Source organism: Microbacterium sp. 71-23, from assembly GCF_001897265.1.
Lineage (GTDB): Bacteria > Actinomycetota > Actinomycetes > Actinomycetales > Microbacteriaceae > Microbacterium > Microbacterium ginsengisoli.
This window is the reverse complement of the sequence record NZ_MKSL01000008.1, coordinates 1-24778: the sequence shown is the minus strand read 5'-3', so window position 1 is coordinate 24778 and position 24778 is coordinate 1. Positions and strand designations below refer to the sequence as shown.

The window sequence follows — 24778 nt, the reverse complement described above, 5'->3', positions numbered from 1 at the left end:
CCGGATCGCGCGGATGCTGGCGGAACGCGCAGGTTGCGCCGCGGCATCCGCCCGTGTCGGCACCGCCGTGCATCGGTAACACTCGCGCAACATGCCCCCGACTAGGGTGAGTGCATGGGCGACCTGTTCGACGGCTACGGCTCCACTCTCGCCCCGCGAAAGACGTCGCAGGGCCTCCCCGCGTTCGACGAGATGTTCGGCCACCCCGAGCACACCGGCGACGCCGTGGCTTCGCGGCAGACCTACCGGGAGCTGCACCAGGCACTGGCGCGCATGACGCAGGACGAGCTGCGCGGACGCACCGAGTCGCTCGCGAACTCGTACCTCGCGCAGGGTGTCACCTTCGACTTCGCGGGCGAGGAGCGGCCCTTCCCGCTCGACGCCGTGCCGCGGGTCATCGACTACGCGGAGTGGTCGGAGATCGAAGCGGGCGTGAAGCAGCGCGTGCGGGCGCTGGAGGCGTTCCTCGACGACGCCTACGGCCGGCAGAACTGCGTGCGCGACGGGGTGATCCCGGCGAAGCTCATCGCCTCGAGCCAGTACTTCTATCGGCAGGCCTATGGCATCCACGCCGCGAACGGCGTGCGCATCCAGGTCTCGGGCATCGACCTCATCCGCGACGAGAACGGCAAGATGCGCGTGCTCGAGGACAACGTGCGGGTGCCGTCGGGCGTCAGCTACGTCATCTCGAACCGTCGGGTCATGGCGCAGACCCTGCCGGAGCTGTTCGTGTCGATGCGTGTGCGCCCGGTGGGCGACTACCCGAACCGGCTGCTGGCGGCACTGCGCGCCTCGGCGCCCGCCGGTATCGAGGACCCCAACGTGGTCGTGCTGACCCCGGGTGTGTACAACTCGGCCTACTTCGAGCACACGCTGCTCGCCCGCCTCATGGGAGTCGAGCTCGTCGAGGGCCGTGACCTGCAGTGCATCGGCGGCAAGGTGTTCATGCGCACGACCCGCGGCGCCCGTCGGGTCGACGTGATCTACCGCCGCGTCGACGACGACTTCCTCGACCCGCTGCAGTTCCGCGCCGACTCGATGCTGGGCGCACCCGGCCTCATGCTGGCGGCCCGCCTGGGCAACGTGACGATCGCGAACGCGGTCGGCAACGGCGTCGCCGACGACAAGCTGCTCTACACCTACACGCCGGACCTCATCCGCTACTACCTGTCCGAGGAGCCGCTGCTCCCGATCGTCGACACGTGGCGGCTCGAGGACGCGGGAGCGCTCGAAGAGGTGCTCGACCGGCTCGACGAGCTCGTGGTCAAGCCCGTCGACGGGTCCGGCGGCAAGGGGCTCGTCGTCGGGCCGGATGCCTCGAAGGCCCAGCTCGAGACGCTGCGCAAGACCCTCATCGCCGACCCGCGCGGCTGGATCGCGCAGCCGGTCGTGATGCTCTCGACCATCCCGACGCTCGTGGAGGACGGCATGCGCCCCCGCCACGCCGACCTGCGCCCGTTCGCCGTCAACGACGGTGACGACATCTGGGTGCTCCCCGGCGGTCTCACCCGCGTGGCGCTGCCCGAAGGCCAGCTCGTCGTCAACTCCAGCCAGGGCGGCGGATCGAAGGACACCTGGGTCGTCGGCGGAGCCGCACCCTCCCACGTCGAGTACGGCCAGGGCCAGGGGCTCGCGGGCCTCGTCGCCGATCAGGCGTCGACCGTCACGCAGGCGCTGCCGGTGATCCCGACGGATGCCGCGGGTCGCGCCGTCGCGCCGAGCGTGAGCGTGGCGAGCGCACCGAGCAGCGCGGCATCCGCTCCCGAGAACGGCCCCGAGGTCACCCACTCGCCCCAGGACCGCCCGCGCACCACGCAGGAGCAGCAGGAGCAACAGCAGCAGGCGCGCGCCTGCGCCGAAGGGGGCGCGTCATGCTGCTGAGCCGCATCGCCGAGAGCCTGTTCTGGATCGGCCGCTACGTCGAACGCGCCGACGGCACCGCGCGCATCCTCGACGTGCACCTGCAGCTGCTGCTCGAGGATCCCTGGATCGACGAGGACACCGCCTGCCGGTCGCTGCTGGCCGTGATGGGCTCGTTCCCCGCCGACACCGCCGCGCCCGTCACCCGCGAGGACGTGCTCGCCCGCCTCGCCGTCGACCGGGCCAACCCGTCGAGCATCGTCTATTCGCTCAACGCGGCGCGCGAGAACGCCCGACGCGCACGCGAGATCGTCTCGACCGAGCTGTGGGAGTGCCTCAACACCACCAATGCCCGGATGCCGCGGCGGCTGCAGACCGAGAAGGTGCACGAGTTCTTCCAGTGGGTGCGCGAGCGCTCGGCGCTCGCCGTGGGCGTCGTCGACTCCTCGACGAGCCGCGATGAGGCGTGGCAGTTCTTCACGCTGGGTCGCAGCATCGAACGCGCCGACATGACCGCGCGGCTGCTCGCGACCCGGTCGCTGACCGAGGCGTCGGGTCCGTCCTGGACGACCATCCTGCGCTCCTGCGGCGCCTACGAGGCCTACCTGCGCACCTACCGCGGCATGCCGAGCGCCCGCAATGCGGCCGAGTTCCTGCTGCTCGACCGGCTCTTCCCGCGATCGATCATCTACTCGATCCTGCGCGCCGAGGAGTGCGTCAGCGCGATCGACCCGCGCGAGGACCGCGTCGGCGTCTCGAACCCCGTGCTGCGGGCTCTCGGACGCATCCGCAACGACCTCGAGTACAGCCCCATCGCCGAGATCCTCGCCGAGCTACCCGAGCACATGCGGGGAGTGCAGCGGGTCACCCGCGAGGCATCCGACGCGATCCGCCAGCGCTTCTTCCCGACGCAGGCCGAGCCCAGCTGGATCGGAGACACCCCGTGAAGCGCCTACGCATCGAGCACATCACCGGCTTCAGCTACGGCGGCGAGGTCGCCGCGTCGTACAACGAGGCCCGCATGCTCCCCGGCACGACCGACAGTCAGTTCGTGCTGAGCTCGTCGCTGGAGATCGACCCCGCGACATCCATCAACTCGTACATCGACTACTTCGGCACGCGGGTGTCGAGCTTCGACGTGCAGTCGCGGCATCCGTCTCTGCGGGTCACCGCCCGCTCGCTCGTCGAGGTGCGTCCCCGCCCGATCGAGCACGCGGGCATCACGTGGGAGCGCCTGCACGTCGAGGCGTCGCGGCAGATCGAGACGGTCGAGCAGCTCACCGTGACAGACCGCACCCGGCCCCACCCCGAGGTGGCCGAGATCGCGGCCACCATCGCCGGCCGCCACGACGACCCGGGCGAGGCCGCGCACGAGATCACCGCGGCCATCGGCGACGCCGTCGAGTACGTCTACGGCGTGACCGGCGTGCACTCCACGGCCGCCGACGCGTGGGTCGCACGCAAGGGCGTCTGCCAGGACATGGCCCACATCGCGATCGGAGCCCTGCGGTCGGTGGGTATTCCCGCGCGGTACGTGTCGGGCTACCTGCACCCCAAAGCCAACGCCGAGATCGGCGTCGCCGTCGCCGGCGAGTCACACGCCTGGGTCGAGTGGTTCGCCGGCGACTGGCAGGGCTTCGACCCGACCAACAACATCGAGATCGGCGATCGGCACGTGCTGGTCGGCCGGGGGCGCGACTACAACGACGTGCCGCCGCTGCGAGGCGTGTACGCGGGCGGCCACGCCTCGCAGCTGTCGGTGAAGGTGACGATCACGCGCGAGGCGTGACCGGCACCTCCGCGCCCGCCTGACCGCGGGTGAGGCGGTGGAGCTGGGTGACGTGCGCCGGCTCGAGCTCCGCGAGCGTCGAGACGCCGAGCAGCTTCATGGTGCGCTCGATCTCGGTGCGCAGGATCTGGATCGTGCGGTCGACGCCCGCGCGTCCGCCGGCCATGAGGCCGTAGAGGTAGGCGCGGCCGATGAGCGTGAACCTCGCGCCGAGGGCGACGGATGCCACGATGTCCGCGCCGTTCATGATGCCCGTGTCGACCATGACGGTCGCATCGCGGCCGACCTCGCGCACGACCTGCGGCAGCAGGTGGAACGGCACGGGAGCGCGGTCGAGCTGACGGCCGCCGTGGTTGGAGAGCACGATGCCGTCGACGCCGAGGTCGACGAGGCGAACCGAGTCCTCGACGTTCTGCACGCCCTTCACGACGATCTTCCCCGGCCAGATCTCACGGATGACCGCCAGGTCGTCGTACGAGATCGTCGGGTCCATCGCCGCATTCAGCAGCTCGCCGACGGTGCCGCCCGTGGTCGACAGCGACGCGAACTCGAGCTTGGGGGTCGTGAGGAAGTCGTACCACCACCACGGGCGCGGGATCGCGTTCACGATCGTGCCGAGGGTGAGCTGCGGCGGGATCGAGAACCCGTTGCGCTTGTCGCGCAGGCGGGCGCCGGCGACCGGGGTGTCGACGGTGAACATGAGGGTGTCGAAACCGGCCTCGGCCGCGCGTCGGGCGAGGCCGTAGGAGATCTCGCGGTTGCGCATGACGTAGAGCTGGAACCAGTTGCGTCCGGTCGGGTTCGCCGCCTTCACTCCCTCGATCGAGGTGGTGCCGAGGGTCGAGAGGGTGAACGGGATGCCGGCGGCCTCGGCCGCTCCGGCGCCGGCGATCTCACCCTCGGTCTGCATCAGGCGCGTGAACCCTGTCGGGGCGATGCCGAACGGCAGGGCGGATGGCCCGCCGAGCACGTCGACCGACGTGTCGACGGACTCGGCGGGACGCAGCACCCGCGGGTGGAACTCGATGTCCTCGAAGGCCTGGCGGGCTCGGGCGAGCGAGAGCTCGCCCTCGGCCGCGCCGTCGGTGTAGTCGAAGGCGGCCTTCGGGGTGCGGCGCTTCGCGATCGTGCGCAGATCCGCGATCGTGAGCGCGGACTCGAGCCGACGCTTCTTGAGGTCGAAGGACGGCTTCTTGAACTGCATCAGTTCGAGCAGCTCGGCCGGGTTGGGAAGCTGACGCTGAACCATGTCTCTCCTCAGGAGGTCGCGGTCGGGGTGTAACGAAGCGGCGCATGGGTGCGCCGTACGAGGTCGCGGAGCGCCTCGAGGGAGCCGGCGGCGAAGCCCGCCGCGCGGGCCTGCACGAGAACGTTACCGAGCGCGGTGGCCTCGACGGGACCCGCCTCGACGACGAGTCCCGACCGGTCCGCCGTGCGCTGGCACAGCAGGGTGTTCAGGGCGCCGCCGCCGACGATGTGGATCGTCGCGACATCGACCCCCGCGAGCTGCGCGGCGGTGTGCACGTTGCGCGCGAACGCGTCGGCGAGCGACTCGACGATCGCGCGGGCGTACTCGGCGCGGGTGCGCGGCGGTCGCACGCCGTGCTCGTCGCACCACGCGTCGATTCGGCCGGGCATGTCGCCGGGGCGCAGGAACCGCGGGTCGTCGACGTCGAAGACCGGCACGGATGCCGCGGGCACCTCGGCGGCCGAGTCGAGCAGCGTCGGCAGGTCGATCGCATGACCCTCCTTCGCCTCCCAGCCGCGCACGGTCTCGCTGAGGATCCACAGGCCCATCACGTTGTGCAGGAACCGCACGCGGGAGTCCACGCCGCCCTCGTTCGTGAAGCCGGCCTCCCGGGCGGCGTCGGTGACCACCGGCGAGGGAAGCTCGAGGCCCACCAGACCCCACGTGCCGCACGAGATGTAGGCGGATGCCGCGGCATCCGCCATCGGCACCGCGACCACCGCCGAGGCGGTGTCGTGCGAGCCGATCGCCGTGACCGGCACCGCGCCGGGCGCACCGATCTCGACCCGCACCTCGTCCAGCAGCACGCCGTAGCTCTCGCCCGGGGCGATGAGCGGCGCGAGCAGCGAGCGGCGCAGCCCGAGACGGTCGAACAGGTCGTCGTCGAGACGCTGGTCGTCGACCCGCAGGAGCCCGGTGGTCGATGCGTTCGTCAGCTCGGTGCGGGCCTGGCCGGTCAGCCAGTACGCGACGAGATCGGGGATGAGCAGCGCGGTGTCGGCGAGGTCGAGCACGTCGCGGCGCTCCGCGGCGAACTGGTAGAGCGTGTTGAACGGCAGGAACTGCAGGCCGTTGCGGCGATAGAGATCGGGATGCCGCATCCGGCTGTGCACACTGAGCACCCCGCGTGCGGTGCGCTCGTCGCGGTAGTGGTACGGGTTGCCGAGCAGCACGCCGTTGCGCAGCAGACCGTAGTCGACCGCCCAGGAGTCGATGCCGATGGAGGCGATGCCCGGCGCCTGCCGGAACGCATCGCCGAGGCCGCGCACGGCCGCCCCGTACAGCCCGAGCACGTCCCAGTGCAGCCCGTCGGGCGTGCGCACCGGGGTGTTCGGGAAGCGCGCCACGGTCTCGGCCCGCAGCTCGCTCCCGCTCACGTGCGCGAGCACGACCCGGCCGCTCGTGGCGCCGAGGTCGATGGCGGCGACGTGGCCGCCGGAGACCGCTGACGTCATCGCAGGAACGCCGCGGCGACGCCCGAGTCGACGGGGATGTGGAGACCGGTGGTGCGGCTGAGTTCGGGGCCGGTGAGCACGTACACCGCGTCGGCGACGTTCTCGGGCACGACCTCGCGCTTGAGGATCGTGCGGTTCGCGTAGAACTGGCCGAGGTCCTCCTCCTTGACCCCGTAGGTCGCGGCGCGGTTGGCGCCCCAGCCCGAGGCGAAGATGCCGGAGCCGCGCACGACGCCGTCGGGGTTGATGCCGTTGACCCGCACGCCGTGCTCGCCGAGCTCGACGGCGAGCAGGCGCACCTGGTGGGCCTGGTCGGCCTTGGTCGCCGAGTAGGCGATGTTGTTCGGACCGGCGAACACGCTGTTCTTCGAGGAGATGTAGATGATGTCGCCGCCGAGCTTCTGGTCGATGAGCGCCTTCGCGGCCGCCTTCGACACGAGGAACGAGCCCTTGGCCATCACGTCGTGCTGCAGGTCCCAGTCCTTCTCGGTGGTCTCCAGCAGCGGCTTCGAGAGCGACAGGCCGGCGTTGTTGACGATGAGGTCGATGCCGCCGAAGGCGAGCACGGCGGCATCGATGGCGTCCTGCACGGCGGCGCCGTCGGCGACGTTGGCGGCGACGCCGATCGCGACATCCGATCCACCGAGCTCGGCGGCGGCGGCCTGCGCCTTCTCGAGGTCGAGGTCCGCGACCACGACGCAGGCGCCCTCGGCGGCGAGACGGGTCGCGATGGCCTTGCCGATGCCCGACGCCGCTCCCGTGACGAACGCGATGCGGCCCTGGTGGGTCTTCGGCTTCGGCAGGCGCTGCAGCTTGGCCTCCTCGAGCGCCCAGTATTCGATGCGGAACTTCTCCGCGTCGGAGATGGGGGTGTAGGTCGAGAGGGCCTCGGCGCCGCGCATCACGCCGATCGCGTTGACGTAGAACTCGCCGGCGACGCGGGCCGTCTGCTTGTTCGCTCCGTAGCTGAACATGCCGACACCCGGCACGAGCACGATGAGCGGGTCGGCGCCGCGGATGGCGGGCGACTCGGATGTCGCGTGCGCGTCGTAGTACGCCTGGTAGTCGGCGCGGTACTCGACGTGCAGCTCGGCGAGGCGGGCCAGCTGCTCCTCGAGCGTCGCGGTGGCCGGAAGGTCAAGCACGAGCGGCTTGACCTTCGTGCGCAGGAAGTGGTCGGGGCAGCTCGTGCCGAGACCGGCGAGGGGGAGGAGCTTCTCGCGCGAGAGGAAGTCGAGCACCGGCTCGCTGTCGGTGAAGTGGCCGACGACGACCCGGTCGGTCGAGGCGAGGCCGCGGATGGTCGGGGCGAGGGCGGCGGCGCGCGCGCGGCGCTCGGCCTCCGGCAGCGGCTCGTAGCCGGGGACGACGGCTCCGAACGGCTCCGCGGCACCGTGCTCGGCGATGTAGGCGGCCGCGGTGTCGATGATCCACAGCGAGTTGCGCTCGGCCTCGTCGGAGGTCTCGCCCCACGCGGTGATGCCGTGGCCGCCGAGGATCGTGCCGATGGCCTGCGGGTTCTCGGCCTTGATGGCGGCGATGTCGAGTCCGAGCTGGAAGCCGGGGCGGCGCCACGGCACCCAGACGACCTTGTCGCCGAAGATCTTCTCGGTCAGGGCGGGTCCGTCGGCGGACGTTGCGATCGCGATGCCCGAGTCGGGGTGCAGGTGGTCGACGTGCGGGGCGTCGACGAGGCCGTGCATCGCGGTGTCGATCGACGGGGCCGCGCCGCCCTTGCCGTGCAGGCAGTAGTCGAAGGCCGCGACCATCTCGTCCTCGCGGTCGATGCCCGGGTAGACCTCGGTGAGCGCGCGCATGCGGTCAAGACGCAGCACGGCGAGACCGGACTCGGTGAGCGTGCCGAGATCGCCGCCGGATCCCTTCACCCACAGCAGCTCGACGGGCTCGCCGGTGACGGGGTCTGTCGCCGTGCCTTTGGCGGACGTGTTGCCGCCCGCGTAGTTCGTGTTCTTGGGGTCGGCGCCCAGACGGTTGCTGCGGGCGATGAGCTCGGATGCGGCGGAGTTCGACATTCGGTGATCCTGTTCGTGTTCTCTTCTGTGAGATCAAACAAAAGATAACAAAATCAGACGATCTGCACCAGAGGGCGATACGGATCGAGACGGGTGTCGTCCGCGGCGAGATCGGTCACGAGCAGATCGATCTGCGACCAGTCGAGCGCGGACGCCAGCGCACGATCGCCGAGCTTGGAGGAGTCGATCAGCAGCACCGTCTCATCGGCCGCCGCCGCGAACGCCGACTTCATGGCGGCCTCCTCGGCCGTCACCTCGCTCGACCCGCGCAGATCGATCGCCGCCGCCGAGGTGAAGAAGCGGGCGTAGGTCGCCGCGGCCACGGCGCGCGTCGCGAACGGACCGACGTAGCTGCCGGTGCGGTCCTCGCGCTCGCCGCCGACCAGGATCGACCTGACGCCCGCGATCTGTCGTGCCGTGGCGGCGTTCTCGACCGAGTTGCTGACGACCAGCAGATCGTCGGCCTCCGCAAGATGGGCGAGCAGCACGCCGGTCGTCGACGAGGCATCCATCGCCACCGCCCCCGAGCGGGGGACGAGCTCGGCGGCCTTGCGGGCCAGCACGGCCTTCTGAGCGCCGCGCGTGGCCCGGCGCTCTTCGAAGGGGCGGGGCGTGATCGCCGCCACCGCACCGCCGCGCACCCGGCGCACGGCGCCCTCGGCGGCGAGGTCGGCGAGGTCTCGGCGTACGGTCATCGCCGAGACACCGAGCTCGTCAGCGGCGCTCTCCAGACGGATCACGTCATCGCGATGCAGGATGGCGAGCAGAAGCGCCCGTCGTTCTTCTCCGAGCAATCCAGCCATGGGGCCTGAGCGTATCGGTTCGGTGTGGTGCGCCGGGGAGACCGCGATCGGCGGTGCGATCTCCCCGACGGGTCTGGGTGGGTCAGGCGCCCCAGCCGGCCTGCACGCCGCCGACGCGCTCGGCCTCGATGCGGGCCTGGTAGCCGGAGGCGAGGTAGGCGGCCATCGGGTCGGCGGGAAGCCCGCGACCCTCGCGCCACTCGGCGAGAGCCGGACGCACGTCGGTGTAGAACGCGTCCATGTAGACGGCCTGGGCGGCCAGCACATCGTTCGCGGTCTGCGCGGCGGCCAGCGCCTCACGGTCGACGAGCAGCGCACGCGCGGTCATCTCCTGCACGTTCAGCACCGAGCGGATCTGACCCAGGATCTTGTTCTCGATGTTGTGGCACTGGTCGAGCATGAAGACCACGTCGGGGTTGTCGAGCCCGCCGCCGCGGATGACCTCGCTGAGGATCCGGTAGAGCTGGAACGGGTCGGCGGCGCCCACGATCAGGTCGTCGTCGGCGTAGAAGCGGGAGTTGAAGTCGAACGACCCCAGCTTCCCGAGGCGCAGCAGCTGCATCACGATGAACTCGATGTTCGTGCCGGGCGCGTGGTGGCCCGTGTCGAGGCAGACCATCGCCTTGTCGCCGAGCGCCGCGACCTGCACGTAGGAGGTACCCCAGTCCGGGACATCCGTGTGATAGAACGCCGGCTCGAAGAACTTGTACTCCAGCACGAGACGCTGCTCGTCGCCGAGGTGGGCGTAGATCTGCTGCAGCGAGTCCTGCAGGCGGTCCTGGCGGGCGCGCATGTCGTTCTGGCCGGGGTAGTTCGAGCCCTCTGCGAGCCAGATCTTCAGGTCGCGCGACCCCGTCTCGTGCATGACGTCGATGCAGGTGAGGTGGTGGTCGATCGCCTTCCGGCGGATGCGGTCGTCCTCGTGGGTGAGGGCGCCGAACTTGTAGTCGTCGTCCTGGAAGGTGTTGGAGTTGACGGTGCCGAGGGTCACGCCCTCGGATGCCGCGTGCTCCCGCAGGGCGCTCCAGTCGTCGACGAGGTCCCACGGGATGTGCAGGGCGACGGCGGGGGCGAGGCCGGTCAGACGGTTCACCTGCGCGGCATCCGAGATCTTCTCGAACGGGTCGCGCGGGGTGCCCGGCGTCGTGAACACCTTGAAACGGGTGCCCGAGTTGCCGAACGCCCAGCTGGGCAGCTCGATGGCCTGCTTCTCGAGAGTGGAGCGGACGGCGGGAGTCAGGATGCTCACTGTGCGCGGCTTTCTGCGGTCGTAGGGACGGGCGAGGAGCCGCTCTCGGCGAGCTGGTCCTCGAGGTGGAAGATCTCGGTCAGTGCGGTCGCGGCCTGGTCGGGCCGCCCGTCGAGACCGAGGAAGAAGGGGGCCATCTCCGCTTCCCAGCGGGTGGCGATCTCGGATGCCGCGAGGTACGCCTGCGCGGCCACGTCGTCGTCGACCTCGTAGTAGCCGACGAGCCTGCCGCCCTCACCGAGGAAGAGCGAGTAGTTGCGACGACCGGATGCCGCGATCTCGGCGAGCATCTCCGGCCAGACGGGGGAGTGCCGTGCGAGGTAGTCGTCGAGGCGCGCGGGGTCGATCCGCAGCTCGAAGCTCACGCGTGGCATGGGGTGGTCCTTTCGGGTGGCACGGCCGGCCGCACGGGGCGGCCGGCCGGGAGGGGAGACAAGATCAGAAGTTGAAGTTGTCGATGTTGCTGGCGTCGAACACGAACGGGTCGCCCAGCAGCACGGTGCCGTCGGCGCCGACCGTGAACTTGCCGAGCTTGCCGGCGGTGAAGGTGTCGCCCTGCTTGCCCGTGATCTCGCCCTTGATGAGCGCCTCGGCGGCGTAGGCCGCGAGGTAGCCGAGGTCCTCGGGGTTCCACAGTGCGAACGAGGTGACGGTGCCGTCCTTGATGTAGGCCCGCATCTGGTTCGGGGTGCCGAGACCGGTCAGCGCGACCTTGCCCTTGTAGGCGGACGTCGACAGGTAGCGAGCCGCGGCGGCGATACCGACCGTCGTGGGCGAGATGATGCCCTTCAGGTTCGGGTGGGCCTGGAGCAGAGCGGCGGTCTTGTCGAACGAGGTCTGGTCGTCGTCGTTGCCGTAGACGACATCGACGAGCTTGATGTTCGGGTGGTCGCTGGCCAGCAGCGCCTTCATCTTGTCGATCCACGCGTTCTGGTTGGTCGCGTTCGCCGCGGCCGAGAGGATCGCGATCTCACCCGAGTCGCCGATCTGCTTCGCGATCAGGTCGACCTGCACCTTGGCGATGCCGTCGGACGTCGCCTGGTTGACGAAGATGTCGCGGCACGAGGTCTCGGTGTCCGAGTCGAAGGTGACGACCTTGACGCCCGCGGAGCGGGCCTGGTTGAGCGAGTCGCAGATGGCCTTCGGGTCGTTCGCCGAGACGACGAGCGCTCCCACGCCCTGCTGCGTGGCCGTGTTGATGTAGCTGACCTGACCATCGGGCGAGGCCTGCGCGGGGCCGACCTGGTTGAAGGTGCCGCCGAACTCGGCGACCGCGGCCTGGCCGCCCTTCGCCGAGGTGTCGAAGTACGGGTTGCCGAGGTTCTTCGGCAGGAACGTGATCGACAGGTTGCCGCTGCCGCCGCTCGAGCCGCTGGTCGGCGACGACGAGCCGGTGTCGGCACAGGCCGTGAGGGCCAGCGCCGCCGTCACGGCCACAGCCGCGAGGGCCAGGACGCGCTTGGGTGCAAACGTCATTGTTCGTTTCCTTTCATGGGTGGCGCCGCGACGGGACGTCGTCGGCTGGTCGTGCGGGCTCATGAAGCTGCGGAGGCCGCCACGGTGGGTGTCGGCGCCGGTCGGCGGCGCCGGGACTGGAGGAACGCGAGCACGCTCGCGCCGATCACCGAGAGCACGAGCAGCGTGCCGGTGATGATGTTGATGACGTCGGAGGTGACGTTCACGAGGCGCAGGGCGCTGGAGAGCGTGCCGATCAGCAGCACGGCGGCGATGACGCCGTACAGCTGGCCACGACCGCCGAACACCGACACCCCGCCGAGCACGACCGCGGCGATGACCTGCAGCTCGAGCCCGGTGGCGTTGTCGCCGCGCGCACTGCCGAAGCGCAGCGTGTAGAAGATCCCCGCGAAGGCCGAGACGACGCCCGCGAGCACGAACAGCACGAACTTCGTGCGCTCCACGTGCACGCCCGAGAATCGGGCGGCGTCCTTCGAGAGGCCGATCGCGTAGACGCCGCGACCGAAGGGGGTGAAGTGCAGCAGCAGCGCGAAGATCACCAGGAGCACGAGGAACGGCACGATGATGTACGGGATCGCGGTGCCCGCGATCTTCGCCTTCGCGAGCGCTGTCCACTCGACGGGGAAGCTCGTGACGGCGGTGGTGCCCAGTAGGCCGACCGCAAGACCTCGGAACAGCGCGAGGGTTCCGATCGTCACGGCGAGGGAGGGGAGCCCGACGACGGTGACGAGGAAGCCGTTGATCGCGCCACCGATGACGCCGACGAGGAGCGCCGCGAGGGCGGCGACCCCGAACGGGGCCCCCGCCTGCACGAGCACTCCGGTCGTCACACTCGACAGACCCACCATGCTTCCCACCGACAGGTCGATCTCGCCGGTGATCATGATGAGGGTCATCGGCAGTGCGATCAGAAGGATCGGCGCGACGTCGAGCAGGAGGAAGGTGAGGGTGAGCGGCTGGTTGAACCCGCGCACGGTCGAGGCCGACACGATCGCCACGGCGATCAGGAGCACGACGATCGCCGTCTCACGCGAGAGCAGCACGCGGCGCCAGAACGGCTTGTCGTAGTTCTTCACGACCCGCACGGTGGCAGTGGTGGTGGGGGCGGTCATGCCTGGTCCCTCGTTTCGATGAGACGCCGTTTCTGTCGCACGGCCAGGACGCGGTCGAGCACGATCGCGCCGATGATGAGGACGCCGACGACGGCCTGCTGCCAGAAGTCGGGGATGCCGAGCACCGGAAGCGCACGGTTGATGGTCAGCAGCAGCACGGCGCCGAGGGCGGCACCCCATACGGTGCCGACACCGCCGACGATCGCGACGCCACCGACGACCGCGGCGCCGACAGCCTGGAGTTCCCAGCCGGTGCCGGCCTGGGAGTCGACGGTGCCGTAGCGCGCGGCGTAGAAGACGCCCGCGAGGCCCGCGAGTGCTCCCGAGAGGATGAAGGCGGTGAGGATGCGACGGGTCACCCGGAGTCCGTACAGGTGCGCGGCTGCGGGGTCGGAGCCGATGGCGTAGAACTCGCGCCCGCCCCGGGTGTTGCGCAGGTACCACGCGGCGATCCCGAGGACGACGACCGCGACGATCGTGAGGATCGGGATCGTGAGGATCTGCCCGGTGCCGAGCCCGAGGAACGAGCTTGGCATGTCGGAGGCGTTCACGCGGTTGCTGCCCGCCCAGACGACGCCGATGCCGCGGTAGGCGTAGAGCGTGCCCAGCGTGATCACCATCGCGGGAACCTTGCCGAAGGCGACGAGAGCTCCGTTGACGAGTCCGAGAACCGCGCCCGCCGCGACGGCGATCAGCACGACGAGCGGAATCGGGATTCCGGGGATGTCGCTGAACAGCCGGCCGGTGAGATACGCGGTGAGACCGATCACGGAGCCCACCGAGAGGTCGACGTTGCGCGTGATGATCACGATCGCCTGTCCGACGGCGACGAGCAGCAGGATCGACGGGGTGAGGAGCAGGTCGCGCCAGCCGTCGGAGCTGAACAGGAAGCTGGGGTTCTTCACCGTGCCGGCGGCGACCACGAGCACGATGGCGAGCAGGATGCCGAACTCACGTGCGCGACCGAGGCGACCGATCGTCCTCGACACGGCCGAGACGGGGATGTTGGTGGTGGTCATCGGGCGTGCTCCGGAGCGTGGGTGGCGGCGTGCATGACGTTCTCCGAGGTGGCCTCGGCGCGGGCGATGTCGGCGGTGAGGCGACCCTCGCGCATGACAAGCACGCGGTCGGCCATGCCGAGCACCTCGGGAAGCTCGGACGAGATCATGAGGATGCCCATGCCGCGGCCGGCGAGCTCGGAGAGAAGGCGGTGCACTTCGGACTTCGTGCCGACGTCGATGCCGCGCGTGGGCTCGTCGATGATGAGCACGGTGGGCTCGGTGGCGAGCCACTTCGCGAGCACGACCTTCTGCTGGTTGCCGCCCGACAAGGTCGCGGCGACGGTGTCGAGGGCGTGGGTCTTCACCTCGAGGCGCGACGCCCATTCGCGTGCGGCACGGTTCTCGGCACGCTGAGTGAGCAGTCCGAACTTCGTGAGCCGGCGGCGGATGGCGAGCGTGATGTTCTGTCCGACGCCCGACTCGACGACGAGTCCCTGCTTGCGGCGGTCTTCGGGGACGAGGGCGAGGCCGGCACGCATGGCCGCCGTCGGGCGGCCCGAGGGCACGATCTTGCCCTTGAGCTTCACGGTGCCGGCGGAGTACGGGTCCACGCCGAACACGGCACGGGCGACTTCGCTGCGCCCGGCACCCACGAGGCCGGCGAGGCCGACGATCTCGCCGGCGCGCACTGTGAACGAGATGTCCTGGAAGACGCCGGGGCTGGTGAGATGCTCCACCTCGAGCAGCGGCTCGCCGATCTCGGCGGGCTGCTTGGGGAACAGCTCGGTGATCTCACGTCCCACCATCTGACGAACGATCGCGTCGACGGTGGTGTCGGCGATCGCGCTGGTCGCGATGTAGGCGCCGTCGCGCATGACGGTGACGGTGTCGCAGAGTGCGAAGACCTCGTCGAATCGGTGGGAGATGAAGATGAGCGCGCGCCCCTCGTCGCGCAGGCTGCGCGCGATCGTGAACAGGCGCTCGACCTCGATGCCCGACAGGGCGGCCGTCGGCTCGTCCATGATCAGCAGCGACGCGTCGAGGGAGACGGCCTTGGCGATCTCGATGACCTGCTGGTCGGCGATGGAGAGACCCTCGGCCGGCCGATCGGGATCGATCAGCACGCCGAGTCGGGTGAAGAGGCGCTCCACCTCGTGGCGCATCGCCTTGCGGTCGATGCGGCCGAATCGGCTGGTCGGCTGGCGCCCCATGAAGATGTTCTCGGTCACCGAGAGATCGGGGAAGAGCGTGGGCTCCTGGTAGATGACCGCGACGCCCGCCGCCTTCGACTGGGCGGTCGACGAGAAGTCGACCGCCTCGCCGCGGAGGCGGAACACGCCGGCGTCGCGCTGGTAGAGGCCGGCGACGATCTTGACGAGCGTCGACTTGCCGGCACCGTTCTCACCCACGAGGGCGTGGATCGATCCGCCGTCGACGGAGATCGTCCCGGAGCGCAGTGCGACGACGGAGCCGAAGGACTTCTGCACGTCCCGCAGTTCCAGCACGGGGCTGTCGGTCATGAGATAACTCACCCTCTCCATTGAGGGAGTGAATCGTTTCAATCCCTGCCGGAACGACGTTAGGGCCTCGTCAGGATGGTGTCAAGGCGAATTTGCCCGTAGTCTTCCGGCGTTATTGATTCGTTTCACTCTCACCGCCCGAGGACGTGAGGAGGAGAGCTGTGGCCGTCAGCGTGCGCGACGTCGCCGAAGCCGCCGGGGTGTCCGTCGGCACCGTCTCCAACGTGCTCAACCGCCCCGACAAGGTGTCGGCGGAGACGGTGGCCCGCGTGCACCGCGCCATCGACCTCCTCGGGTTCGTGCGCAACGACGCCGCCCGCCAACTGCGCGCGGGTCGCAGCCGCAGCATCGGCCTGGTCGTGCTCGACATGCGCAACCCGTTCTTCACCGAGGTCGCCCGCGGTGCGGAGGAGCGCGCATCCACCGACGACCTCACCGTGCTCATGGCCAACAGCGATGAGAAGCAGGATCGCGAGGACCGGCACGTCGAGCTGTTCGAGGAACAGCGGGTGTTCGGCATGCTGGTGACCCCCGTGTACGACAGCGTTCCCAAGCTCCGTGCCGTGCGCGACCGCGGCACGCCGACCGTGCTCGTCGACCGCGAATCGCGCGACGGCTCGTTCGCGTCCGTCGCCGTCGACGACCTCGCAGGCGGCACCCTCGCGGCATCCCATCTGCTGGACGTGGGGCGCCGTCGACTGATGTTCGTGGGCGGACCGGTCTCGATCCGTCAGGTCGCCGATCGTCTCGAGGGCGCTCAGGGCGCCGTCGCCGCACACGGCGGAGCGTCGCTCGAGTTCGTCGGCACGCGGGCGCTCACCGTCGAGGAGGGGCGGGTGGCCGGTGCGCAGATCCTCGCGCGCCCCGTCAGCGCGCGGCCGGACGCGATCTTCGCGGCGAACGACCTGCTCGCCCTCGGTCTGCTGCAATCCCTCGTGATGACCGCGAGCGTGCGCGTGCCCGAGGACATCGCACTCATCGGCTACGACGACATCGACTTCGCGGCAGCCGCTGTCATCCCGCTCACCTCGGTGCGTCAGCCCGCCGTCCTCATGGGCACGACGGCCGTCGAGCTGCTTCTCGCGGCGGCGGAGTCGCCCGGCGGACCCACGGAGCGGGTCGTGTTCGGGCCTGAGCTCGTCGTCCGCTCCTCCACCGCGACCTGACCGCGCCTCGCGCCCTCAGCGGCGCAGGCCGCGATCGACCAGGCGGGTCGGCTGCAGACGGGTCCGCGGTTCGGTCTCATCCGCTCCGCTGATGCGATCGAGCAGGGTGCGGGCGGCGCGGGCACCCAGCTCGGCGACGTCGTAGTCGACCACGCGGATCGGGCGCGGCACGAGACCGGACAGCTCGAAGTCGTCGAAGCCCGTGAGCGCCACCGGCGCATCCGCCGCGAGGATCGCCTCGAGAGCGCCCACGGTCGAGCGGTTGTTCGCGCAGAACACCGCCGTCGGCGGCCGTTCGGCGTCGAGCAGGCGCTCGAGCGCCGCGCGCGCCGCCGCCGGAGTGTGCAGGTCCTCGACGATCAGCCGCGGATCCGCCGCACGGCCGAGCGCGGCGAACGCGTCGAGGGCGCCGGCCCTCCGCTCGCTCATCGTGAAGATCGTGGGCGCGTCCAGGAGCACGGCGACTCGTTCGTGGCCCGCGGCCAGCAACTCGGCGACCGCGGCCCGTGCGCCCCCTCGGTTGTCGATGAGGAACTCGTCGGCGACGATGCCGCGACCCGGACGGTCCAGGAACACCACGGGCGTGCCGCGCGCCGCCTCCGGGGCGAGGTAGCGGTGATCGCTCGCCGTCGGCACGACGAGGAGTCCGCCCACCTGGCGCTGGCAGAGGTCGAGCGTGAGCGTGCGTTCGGCCGCGGCATCCTCTTCGCTCGATGCGACGATCAGGCGGATGCCGCGCTCGAGCGCGGCGGCGGCCGCGGCGGCCGCGACCCGCATGTAGAAGGTGTTGGAGAGGTCGGCGGACACGAATCCGATGGTGTCCCGTGCCCCCGATCGCAGCGAGGCCGCGAGGGCATTGCGCTGGTACCCGAGTCTGTCGATGGATGCCGCGACCCGCTCCGCCATCGCGGGGTCGACGTTGGGCGCACCGTTGACGACGCGGGAGACGGTCTTCAGGCTGACCCCCGCGTCGGCCGCGACGTCCACCATCGTGGGGTGGCCGCCGCCGCGGGGGTTGCGCATGCTGTTCCTCCTGCTCACCGCGAACCGACGCGCGCGGCGCGAGCGGGATCCATTCTGCCGCGCCCGCTCAGCCGCCTCGGACTATCGGACCCCGCTCGTTCAGTCTGCGGGGGCGGTCAGGCGGCCGTCCTCGTGCGACGCGATCGCTGCGGCGAAGATGCGGTGGGTGAGCGCCGCCTCCGCGGGTCGCACGGTGCCGAACCGGTCGCCGAGCTCGCCCACGTACTCGGCGAGGAACGCCGCCCACATCTGCAGGATCGCGTCGGAGAATCCCGATTCGAAGTTCGGCCCCGTCACCGTCGGCCACACCGACTGGCTGCCCGCGTCGATGCGCTGCCACGACTGCTCGCGGCCGACCCCGGGCACGTCGATCAGCGCGAACACCTCGACCTGCTTGGGGTTCTTCGTGCTGAAGCGCACGCCGCCCGACATCCCGATCGCCTCGAACTCCCAGGTGTTCTTCTCGCCCGGAGCGATGCGCTTGGTGACGGTCGTGAGCGGGAACTCGGCGCCATCGTGACGTGCCCGCGAGTGGATGATCGCGTTGTCCCAGGTGTCGCAGGGCACCAGGTCGCCGCCCGGTCCGGGCCGCTCGGTGACGATGTCCTGCAGCACGCCGAACACCCCCTCGGGCGCCCACCCGAGTCGCAGCGGCACGTGCCACGTGTGCATGCCGAGGTCGTTCATCACGCCCGCGACACCGCAGAACTTCTGCTGCCGCTTCCAGTTGAGCGGCTTGTTCACGTCGAGGTCGCTCGCGTGGAGGAAGCCGCAGGTCGCTTCGACGATGCGCCCGAGCGCGCCCGAGCGCACGTAGTCGATGGCCCACTGGGCGCCGGGGAAGAACGGCATCTCGCTCGAGACCCGCACGAACGAGTCGGGGGTCTCATCGATCGCCGCCACGACCGCGTCGGCGGCGGCACGGTCGATGCCGAACGGCTTCTCGGCGAGCAGGGCCTTGCCCGCGCGGATCGTGTCGACGTAGAGCTGCTCGTGCAGGTCGTGGCGCACGGCGATATAGACGACGTCGATCTCGGGGTCGGCGAGCAGCTCGCGGTGATCCGTCGTCTTGAGGCGCACGGTGTCGATGCCGTCGAACCACTCCATCGCGGCCGGGTTGATGTCGCACACCGCGACGAGCCGCGGCTCGACGGGGTGGTCGACGAGGGCGGGCCACCGCCGCAGGGCCGCGGCGATCTCGCGGCCCATGAGTCCGCCGCCGATGATGCCGACGTTGACGATGCGGGCGCTCATGCGGCACCGCCGATGAGGGAGAGGGCCTGGTCGGTCGTGGCGTCGTCGTGCACGACGGCCATGAGCGCGGCGGTGATGCCCGCGGGGTCGTCATGCTGGATGACGTTGCGGCCGTAGACGATGCCCCGCGCGCCCTGCGCGAGCACGGCCCGGGTGCGATCGAGCAGCGTGCGATCGTCGACGCGCCCGCCGCCGCGGACGAGCACCGGGGTCGGCCCCGCCGCCTGGATGACCTTGTGGTAGTCGTCGATGTCGTCGGTCGGGTCGGCTTTGATGAGATCGGCGCCGAGTTCTCGCGCCTGGCGCACGAGGGTGACGATCTTGGCCGTGTCGCCGTCGACGGCGTATCCACCGGCGCCGGGTCGGGTCTGCATGACCAGCGGCTCGATCATGAGCGGCATGCCGTAGCGGGCGGCATCGGTGCGCAGCGCCAGGATCGAGCGGATGCACTGCTCGCGCACCTCGGGGTGCCCGGGCAGGTCGAGCAGGTTGACGCAGACGGCGACGGCGTCGAGCCGCACGGCGACCTCGATCGCGTCGGGCACGTGGATCGAGTGCAGCGGCGACTCGAGCGGGTCGCCGTAGACGTTCGCGATGTCGGTGCGCAGCACGAGACCCGGCTTCTGCTTGCCCGGCGTGGCCTGCAGCAGCGGGGCCTGGCCGAGCGTCAGCTGGATCGCGTCGGGACCGGCGGCGACGAGGGTGGCGACGGTCGCGGCCATGTCCTCGATGCCGGTGATGAACGAGTGCTCGTGGAAGGCGCCGTGGTCGACGGCGACGTCGAGGGCGCGTCCGGAGCGCGCGTTGAAGAGCCGATTGAGGCGATACGTCGACATCGAGTGATCTCCGTGAGGTGTCGGTTCGGGGGACGCATCGGTGCGTCCGGAGACAGTATGGGGACTTCGAGACAACGTTGTCAATTGGTCGCTGGGAGCGGGTCGACGACCTGCTACCGTGACGCTGCGCGCGCGGCGCCGATGCCGTGCCCTTGCGAGGAAGAGGATCCGAATGCCTCCGGAGCTGTACGGTCGGCCGCTCGATCAGGCCGTGGACCGGCTCGGTTCACTGACCCAGGCGGTCGCCGTCGAATCGTCGACGCGTACCGACGGGCCGGATGCCGGTGCCCGCCGCATACGTCTCGTGAACGGGCCGCTCGAGGTCGAGCTGCTGCCGGACCGCGGCCTCGATCTCGCCCAGGTGCGGGCCGACGGGGTGCCGCTCGCGTGGCTCTCGAGCACGGGGTTCCCGCCGCTGTCGTCGGGCGACGCCGACGGGCGCGGCTGGCTGCGCGGCTTCGGCGGCGGCCTGCTCACGACCTGCGGGCTGCTCAACGTCGGACCGGCGCAGTCGGGCGAGGAGCAGCATCCGATGCACGGCCGGTACTCGTCGCTGCGCGCGACGGTGACCCGGGCCGAGGCGACGCGCGACACCGTGGTCGTCGAGGGCATCGTGCGGGAGGCGACGGTGTTCGGCGACGATCTCGAGCTGCACCGCCGCATCGTGCTGCCGGTGGGCGAGCGGGTGATCCGCGTCGACGATCGGCTCGTGAACCGCGGCCGGCGGGAGGCGTTCCCGATGGTGCTCTACCACGTGAACCTCGGCTGGCCGTTGGTCGACGCCGGCACACGCATCGTCTCGCCGGCGGTGGAGATCGTGCCGCGGGATGCTGCGGCCCGGGCGGGCCTGGACAGCTGGGACGTGTTCCCTGAGCTGGCGGCCGAGTACCCCGAGCAGGTGTTCCGGCACGTGCTCGACGCGGTAGCCGAGCCGGGGTCGCGCACCGAGGTTCGCGTCGAGTCGGCGTCCGGGATCGGGGTGCGTGTCGGCTTCGATCCGGCCGTTCTGCCCGGGCTCTTCCAGTGGCGGGTGGCGGAGCCGGGCCAGGTGGTGCTGGGCATCGAACCCGCGACGGCGCCGACGATCCTGGGTCGTGCCGACGCCCTCGCCCGGGGGCTCGCGACGCCGCTCGCCTTGGGCGAGGAACGGCTCCTCGGCATCAGCATCGCGGTCGATCCCTCGGGCGGCTGACGCCGAGGGCGCTCGGGAGTCGTTTCGATAACAGGGCTTGACAACGTTGTCGATGCGGCCCCAAGATGATGTCCGCCGGGATCGCAAGGCCCGGAAAGTTCCGAATGACAACGATGTCGAGGTTGCGATGACGCACGATGAGCTGCAGACCGCCGGTGCGGTCGGTGAGGGCCCCGCGCCCCGCCCGCGGGCGCGCATCACCGATGTCGCGGAGCGCGCCGGGGTGAGCATCAAGACGGTCTCCCGCGTCGTGAACGACGAGAAGGGCGTGCTCCCGGAGACCCGCGAACGGGTGCTCGCGGTCGTGCGCGAACTCGGCTTCGTTCCCGATGTGCGGGCCCGTGCGCTCAAGCGCGGTGACACCGACACGATCGGCATCGTCATCGACGCGATCTCCGACCCGTTCGTCTCGGCGATCGTGAGCGTGATCGAGGAGCTCGCCCTCGCCCAGGGCCTGAGCGTGCTGTTCGCGAGCACCGGCTACGACGCCGCGCGCGAGCGGGAGCAGCTCGCCCGGCTCACCGGGCACCGCCTGCGCGGGCTGATCGTCGCCCCCGTCGCCGTGTCCTCCGAGGAGCTCGCCGCCCTGCACACCCGGGTGCCCGTCGTCTGCGTCGACCGCTCGCGGGACGGCATCGACTCGATCGTCGTCGACGACTTCGGCGCGACCTACCAGGCCACCCGCTCCTTCATCGACCACGGTCACCGACGTATCGGATTCATCGGCGAGGCCACCGCCTACCCGACCGTCGCCGCACGCTTCGCCGGATTCCGCGCGGCCCTCGACGAGGCGGGCATCCCGTTCGACCCGACGCTGGTCGCCGAGCACGAGCGCACGCGCGAGAGCGGCGCGACGGCGGCAAAGACCCTGTTGCAGCGCCCCGATGCGCCCACCGCGCTGTTCTGCGCGTCGAGCCCCGCCGCGATCGCGACGATCCGCGGCATCCGCTCGGGCGAGCTGTCGATGCCGGCCCTCATCTGCTTCGGCGACTTCGAGCTCGCCGGGGCCATGACCCCGGGCATCACGTGCGTCGACCAGGACCCGCTGCTCATCGGCGAGGCCACCTTCCGCCGGCTCATGCAGCTCGTCGACCACCCGGACGCCGCCCCCGAGCACATCGTCGTCCCCACCCGCCTCATCCACCGCGGATCCGGCGAGATGCCGCCGCGCGCCGCCGCGGACCCGTCCGCCGCCCCGCAGCACTCGACCGGAGCCGATCGATGATCCCCGTCCTCCTGCCCCCCAACCCGGTGCAGCACTTCTACCGCGGCGGTGACCGCATCGCCGCGTTGCGCGGCATCGTCCCCGAGACCGACCGGCAGCCGGAGGAGTGGCTCGCCTCCACCGTGTCCCGGTTCGGCGAGGAGCCGATCGGCCTCGCGATCACCGCGGACGGCCACGTGCTCCGCGACCTCGTCGCGGCGGACCCGCGTTCGTGGGTCGGACCCGAGCAGGGACGGGATGCCGCGGACGTCGGCATCCTCGTGAAGCTCCTCGACGCGCGTCAGCGCCTCCCCGTTCACGTGCACCCCGAGCGCGGCTTCGCCGCCAGGCACCTCGACTGCCCCTACGGCAAGACCGAAGCCTGGTACGTGCTCGACGCCGAACCCGACAGCGCGTTCTACGTCGGGTGGAGCGCACCGGTGGATCGAGACGAGCTCGATCGTCGCCGCGACGCGCAGGACAGCGAGTGGATGCTCTCGCACATGAACCGGGTCGTGGCGCGGGAGGGCATGGCCGTGCTCGTGCCGTCCGGCACCGTGCACGCGATCGACGGCGGCATCTTCGTCGCCGAGGTGCAGGAACCCACCGACTTCTCGATCCTGCTCGAGTGGTCGGTGACGACGGCCACGCGCGACGAGTCCCACCTCGATCTCGGCTTCGACGTCGTCATGCCCGCGGTCTCCACCGCGCAGCTCACCGAGGCCGAGCTCTCGGGGCTCATCAGCCTGGCGGGCGCGGAGCCCGCGGCATCCCGATTCCGGTCGCTGCTGCCGGCGGCCGCCGACCCGTACTTCCGTCTCTGGGATGCCGCGGCCCACGGCGACCGCACCGACGCGCGTGAGGCGGGCTTCGCGGTCGTGCTGGTCACCGCGGGCTCCGGAGCACTCGTCTCCGACACCGGCCGCGTCGCCCTGCAGCGCGGTGAGGTGTACGCCCTGCCGCACGCGTTCGGCGCCTGGCACGTCGAGGGCGACGTCACCGTCGTCGTCGGAGCGCCCGGAGCCGGGTGGCCGCGCACCCTCCACGAGGGCGGTGTGCGATGACCGCGTACGTCGCGGGGCTCGACATGGGCTCGACGAGCATCAAGCTGCTCGTCGCCACTCCCGACGGGCGCGAGGCCGCCGTCGTGAGCCGCCGTTCGCCGTGGACCAATCTTGAGGGCGGACGCGCCGAGATGCCCCTCGAGCTCGCCGTCGATGTGGTGCGCGAACTCGCCGCCGAAGCCGATGCGATGCTGCCCGCCGGGTACCGCATCCTGTCCCTCGGCATCTCGGGCATGGCCGAGGCCGGAGCTCTTCTCGATGCCGAGGACCGTCCCGCCGCGCCGATCATGGCCTGGTTCGACCCGCGCGGCGAGGCGCAGATTCTGTCCACGCCCGCCGCGTTCCGCGACGAGTTCCTCGGGCGCACCGGCTTGCCCGTCGGTCCCCTCGCGTCGATCTCGAAGCTGCTGCACCTGCGCGACGAGGGGGGGATCGACCTCGCCGGCACCACGTTCCTCAACGTGCCCGAGTCGATCGTGCGGGCCCTCGGCGGCCCCCGCGTCGCCGAGCACTCGCTCGTCTCGCGCACCGGCCTCATCGACCAGGACGACAGCACGCCGTGGCAGGCCGCCCTCGACGTGCTCGGCACCGACGACACGATCCTCGCCGAACGGGTCGACGCGGGCACGGCGCTCGGTCCGATCACGGACGATCGGATGCCGCAGGGCTTCCGCGGCGCGCTGCTGACGGTCGCCGGACACGATCACCTGGTGTCGGCCGTCGCCGCCGGCGCGACCGACAGCGGTCAGATCTACGACTCGATGGGCACAGCGGAGGCGCTCGTGCGCGTGCTCGACCACACCCTGCCGTTCGATGCGCGCGAGCGCCTCGCCCGGGCGGGCATCAACACGGTTCGCCACGTGCTCCCCGGCAAGTTCGTGCTGCTGGCCGGAACGAAGTCAGGCCTACTGATGCGCCGGGTGCTGCAGCTTCTCGGCATCGCCGACGAGCGGGGCCGCGCGCAGCTCGATGCGGCGGTCATGGCGATTCCCGTGGCGGGCACGCTCTCCCACGGCGGCCTGACCGTCGACGGCGCGCGCAACGACGACGGCGTGCTGAAGGTCGTGGCCGACAGCGACGGCCTCTCGCCCGCCGAGCTGTTCACCGCGGCGCTGCTGCACGGCAACGACATGTGCGCAGAGCTGATGACGGTCATGGATCGCGAGGTTCCCGCGCCCACCTCGACGCTGCTCACGGGTGGATGGTCACGGATGGAGAGCGTCGTCCGCGCGCGGGCCCTCGTGCTGCCGCCGCTCACCGTCTCGTCCCATGACGAGGGCACGGCCTACGGCGCGGCCCTCTTCGCGGCCTACGCGGCCGGCGACGACTCGATCGGTTTCGACGCCGCCGCGGCGGCATTCTTGGCGGGCCATGCCGGTCCCGCCTCACTTACGAAGGAGAGGAGTTGACCATGGCGGTTCCGGTGTTGGAGGCGCGGGGGTTGTCTCGTCAGTTTGGTCATGTGCGGGCGTTGAACGAGGTCGATTTCGAGG

21 protein-coding genes are annotated in these 24778 nt (G+C 70.6%); 8 read left to right on the top strand and 13 right to left on the bottom strand.

The window, feature by feature from the left end; genetic code table 11:
• Positions 1 to 114: 114 nt before the first annotated feature.
• Genes BGO15_RS00215 through BGO15_RS00205 form a run of 3 tightly spaced genes read left to right on the top strand, consistent with a single transcriptional unit; the run spans position 115 to position 3649 of the window.
• Positions 115 to 1881 carry a circularly permuted type 2 ATP-grasp protein gene (locus BGO15_RS00215; protein ID WP_056519742.1) on the top strand — a complete coding sequence of 589 codons (1767 nt, stop codon included), beginning with the start codon at positions 115 to 117 and terminating at the stop codon, positions 1879 to 1881.
• Positions 1875 to 2807 (top strand): alpha-E domain-containing protein, encoded by a 933-nt coding sequence (locus tag BGO15_RS00210; RefSeq protein ID WP_045246489.1) that lies wholly within the window; start codon positions 1875 to 1877, stop codon positions 2805 to 2807. Before BGO15_RS00215 ends, BGO15_RS00210 begins: the two co-directional genes overlap by 7 nt.
• Positions 2804 to 3649, top strand: a complete 846-nt coding sequence (locus BGO15_RS00205) for a transglutaminase family protein (protein ID WP_056209833.1) — start codon at positions 2804 to 2806, stop codon at positions 3647 to 3649. The genes BGO15_RS00210 and BGO15_RS00205 overlap by 4 nt, the downstream gene beginning before the upstream one ends.
• Here BGO15_RS00205 and BGO15_RS00200 read toward each other — a convergent pair.
• The 10 genes from BGO15_RS00200 to BGO15_RS00155 all read right to left on the bottom strand — a co-directional run bounded on the left by BGO15_RS00200 (position 3633) and on the right by BGO15_RS00155 (position 15546).
• Positions 3633 to 4898 carry an alpha-hydroxy acid oxidase gene (locus BGO15_RS00200; RefSeq protein WP_056519739.1) on the bottom strand — a complete coding sequence of 422 codons (1266 nt, stop codon included), beginning with the start codon at positions 4896 to 4898 and terminating at the stop codon, positions 3633 to 3635. The two genes, BGO15_RS00205 and BGO15_RS00200, sit on opposite strands and share 17 nt — an antisense overlap.
• A gap of 8 nt (positions 4899 to 4906) precedes the next feature.
• A complete protein-coding gene (locus BGO15_RS00195) occupies positions 4907 to 6352 on the bottom strand; it encodes a rhamnulokinase (protein WP_056209836.1) in 1446 nt (481 codons plus the stop codon).
• Positions 6349 to 8385, bottom strand: a complete 2037-nt coding sequence (locus tag BGO15_RS00190) for a bifunctional rhamnulose-1-phosphate aldolase/short-chain dehydrogenase (protein ID WP_056209838.1) — start codon at positions 8383 to 8385, stop codon at positions 6349 to 6351. Before BGO15_RS00190 ends, BGO15_RS00195 begins: the two co-directional genes overlap by 4 nt.
• 53 nt (positions 8386 to 8438) lie before the next feature.
• A complete protein-coding gene (locus BGO15_RS00185; RefSeq protein ID WP_056519736.1) occupies positions 8439 to 9188 on the bottom strand; it encodes a DeoR/GlpR family DNA-binding transcription regulator in 750 nt (249 codons plus the stop codon).
• Positions 9189 to 9270: 82 nt separating this feature from the next.
• Positions 9271 to 10437 (bottom strand): L-rhamnose isomerase, encoded by a 1167-nt coding sequence (rhaI, locus tag BGO15_RS00180; RefSeq protein ID WP_045246456.1) that lies wholly within the window; start codon positions 10435 to 10437, stop codon positions 9271 to 9273.
• Complete coding sequence (locus tag BGO15_RS00175; protein WP_045246457.1) at positions 10434 to 10811, bottom strand: L-rhamnose mutarotase; 378 nt, start codon at positions 10809 to 10811, stop codon at positions 10434 to 10436. Before BGO15_RS00175 ends, rhaI begins: the two co-directional genes overlap by 4 nt.
• A gap of 64 nt (positions 10812 to 10875) precedes the next feature.
• Positions 10876 to 11913, bottom strand: a complete 1038-nt coding sequence (gene rhaS, locus BGO15_RS00170; protein WP_045246458.1) for a rhamnose ABC transporter substrate-binding protein — start codon at positions 11911 to 11913, stop codon at positions 10876 to 10878.
• Positions 11914 to 11972: 59 nt separating this feature from the next.
• Positions 11973 to 13025, bottom strand: coding sequence for an ABC transporter permease (locus BGO15_RS00165; protein ID WP_045246459.1), 1053 nt, complete (start codon positions 13023 to 13025; stop codon positions 11973 to 11975).
• Positions 13022 to 14044 carry an ABC transporter permease gene (locus BGO15_RS00160; protein ID WP_056209844.1) on the bottom strand — a complete coding sequence of 341 codons (1023 nt, stop codon included), beginning with the start codon at positions 14042 to 14044 and terminating at the stop codon, positions 13022 to 13024. Before BGO15_RS00160 ends, BGO15_RS00165 begins: the two co-directional genes overlap by 4 nt.
• Entirely contained in the window at positions 14041 to 15546 is a 1506-nt protein-coding gene (locus tag BGO15_RS00155; RefSeq protein WP_056519733.1) for a sugar ABC transporter ATP-binding protein, read from the bottom strand. Before BGO15_RS00155 ends, BGO15_RS00160 begins: the two co-directional genes overlap by 4 nt.
• Before the next feature lie 161 nt (positions 15547 to 15707).
• Between BGO15_RS00155 and BGO15_RS00150 the strand changes: the two genes are divergently transcribed.
• Positions 15708 to 16712, top strand: coding sequence for a LacI family DNA-binding transcriptional regulator (locus BGO15_RS00150; RefSeq protein WP_171006198.1), 1005 nt, complete (start codon positions 15708 to 15710; stop codon positions 16710 to 16712).
• A 15-nt stretch (positions 16713 to 16727) separates the two neighbouring features.
• On the opposite strand, the gene BGO15_RS00145 is transcribed toward BGO15_RS00150, so the two are convergent.
• The 3 genes from BGO15_RS00145 to BGO15_RS00135 all read right to left on the bottom strand — a co-directional run bounded on the left by BGO15_RS00145 (position 16728) and on the right by BGO15_RS00135 (position 19825).
• Positions 16728 to 17735 carry a LacI family DNA-binding transcriptional regulator gene (locus BGO15_RS00145; RefSeq protein WP_200934410.1) on the bottom strand — a complete coding sequence of 336 codons (1008 nt, stop codon included), beginning with the start codon at positions 17733 to 17735 and terminating at the stop codon, positions 16728 to 16730.
• A gap of 99 nt (positions 17736 to 17834) precedes the next feature.
• A complete protein-coding gene (locus BGO15_RS00140) occupies positions 17835 to 18989 on the bottom strand; it encodes a Gfo/Idh/MocA family protein (RefSeq protein ID WP_056519730.1) in 1155 nt (384 codons plus the stop codon).
• Entirely contained in the window at positions 18986 to 19825 is an 840-nt protein-coding gene (locus tag BGO15_RS00135; RefSeq protein WP_056209848.1) for a class I fructose-bisphosphate aldolase, read from the bottom strand. The genes BGO15_RS00140 and BGO15_RS00135 overlap by 4 nt, the downstream gene beginning before the upstream one ends.
• Positions 19826 to 19997: 172 nt before the next feature.
• Between BGO15_RS00135 and BGO15_RS00130 the strand changes: the two genes are divergently transcribed.
• From BGO15_RS00130 to BGO15_RS00115, 4 genes are all read left to right on the top strand, one after another.
• Positions 19998 to 21017 carry an aldose 1-epimerase family protein gene (locus BGO15_RS00130; RefSeq protein ID WP_056209850.1) on the top strand — a complete coding sequence of 340 codons (1020 nt, stop codon included), beginning with the start codon at positions 19998 to 20000 and terminating at the stop codon, positions 21015 to 21017.
• A gap of 127 nt (positions 21018 to 21144) precedes the next feature.
• A complete protein-coding gene (locus BGO15_RS00125; RefSeq protein ID WP_056209852.1) occupies positions 21145 to 22242 on the top strand; it encodes a LacI family DNA-binding transcriptional regulator in 1098 nt (365 codons plus the stop codon).
• On the top strand, positions 22239 to 23285 hold the full coding sequence (locus tag BGO15_RS00120; protein ID WP_056209854.1) for a class I mannose-6-phosphate isomerase: 1047 nt from the start codon (positions 22239 to 22241) through the stop codon (positions 23283 to 23285). Before BGO15_RS00125 ends, BGO15_RS00120 begins: the two co-directional genes overlap by 4 nt.
• The gene (locus BGO15_RS00115) at positions 23282 to 24694 is read left to right on the top strand and encodes an FGGY-family carbohydrate kinase (RefSeq protein WP_082483229.1); all 1413 of its coding nucleotides are present in this window, start codon (positions 23282 to 23284) and stop codon (positions 24692 to 24694) included. Before BGO15_RS00120 ends, BGO15_RS00115 begins: the two co-directional genes overlap by 4 nt.
• Positions 24695 to 24778: the final 84 nt, after the last annotated feature.